Annotated in this window: 1 protein-coding gene; it reads left to right on the forward strand. The window is 67.6% G+C overall.

Annotated elements, in window-relative coordinates; translation table 11 throughout:
* The coding region (locus ABIC63_RS29885) for an IS5 family transposase (RefSeq protein WP_354322470.1) at nucleotides 1–1,044 on the forward strand (1,044 nt) is incomplete at its 5' end.
* Nucleotides 1,045–1,069 lie beyond the last annotated feature (25 nt).

Consider the following 1,069-nt stretch of genomic DNA (forward strand, 5'->3'; position numbering starts at 1 on the left):
GATCCGTCCAGCCTCACGCGCTGGCGCCAGCGCGTGGGGGAAGAAGGCATCGAAGCGCTGCTGGCAGCCAGCATCGACGCCGCCCGGCGTGGCGGTGTGATCCAGAAGGCCAGCGTGCAGCAGGTCATCGTGGACACCACGGTGATGCCCAAGGCCGTTGCCCATCCCACCGACAGCCGCTTGCTGGATAAGAGCCGCCAGCACCTGGTCAAGGCGGCCGAGGACAACGGCCTGCGGCTGCGCCAGAACTACAACCGCGTGGCGCCGCGCCTGGCCGCGCAGATCGGGCGATATGCGCACGCCAAGCAGTTCAAACGCATGAAGAGGGCCGTGCGCACGCTGCGCACCCGGGTAGGCCGCGTGCATCGCGAGGTGCAGCGCCAACTGCACGAGTTGCCCGAGGCGGCCAGAGCCCGGGTTCAGGATCTGCTGCAGCGCACCGGCCGCATCCTGACCCAGCGCACGAAGGACAAGAACAAGCTGTACGCCCTGCATGCCCCCGAAGTGGAGTGCATCAGCAAGGGCAAAGCCCGAACCCCTTACGAGTTCGGCGTGAAGGTGAGCATCGCCACCACGTTGAAAGAGGGCTTGGTGGTGGGCATGCGCTCCATGCCGGGCAATCCGTACGACGGCCACACGCTGGCCGAGACGCTGGAGCAGGTGGGCATCCTCACCGGCACGGACAGGCCGCCGGTGACCGCGATCGTGGACAAGGGCTACCAGGGTGTGCAGATCGAGGGCGTGCGCATCCTGCGCTCGGGCCAGAGGCGGGGCCTGACCCAAACCCTCAAGGCCATGATCAAGCGAAGAAGCGCCATCGAGCCGGCCATCGGGCACATGAAGATGGACGGGCGCCTCGCTCGCAACCCGCTCAAGGGCGCGCTGGGCGATGCGCTGCATGCGGTGATGTGCGGCGCCGGGCACAACCTGCGCCTGATCCTGGCCGCGCTGCGGCTTTATTGCGCCCGGCTCGGGCTGTCCGTGCAGGAGGTCATCGCCGCGCTGATCGCCCATTCGCTCGACAACCGCCCTGCATGCGGCTGAGAACGGGATTGTTCAGGGCGGACTA

This window comes from Pseudacidovorax sp. 1753 (assembly GCF_040544975.1).
In the GTDB taxonomy this organism is placed as follows: domain Bacteria; phylum Pseudomonadota; class Gammaproteobacteria; order Burkholderiales; family Burkholderiaceae_C; genus Xenophilus.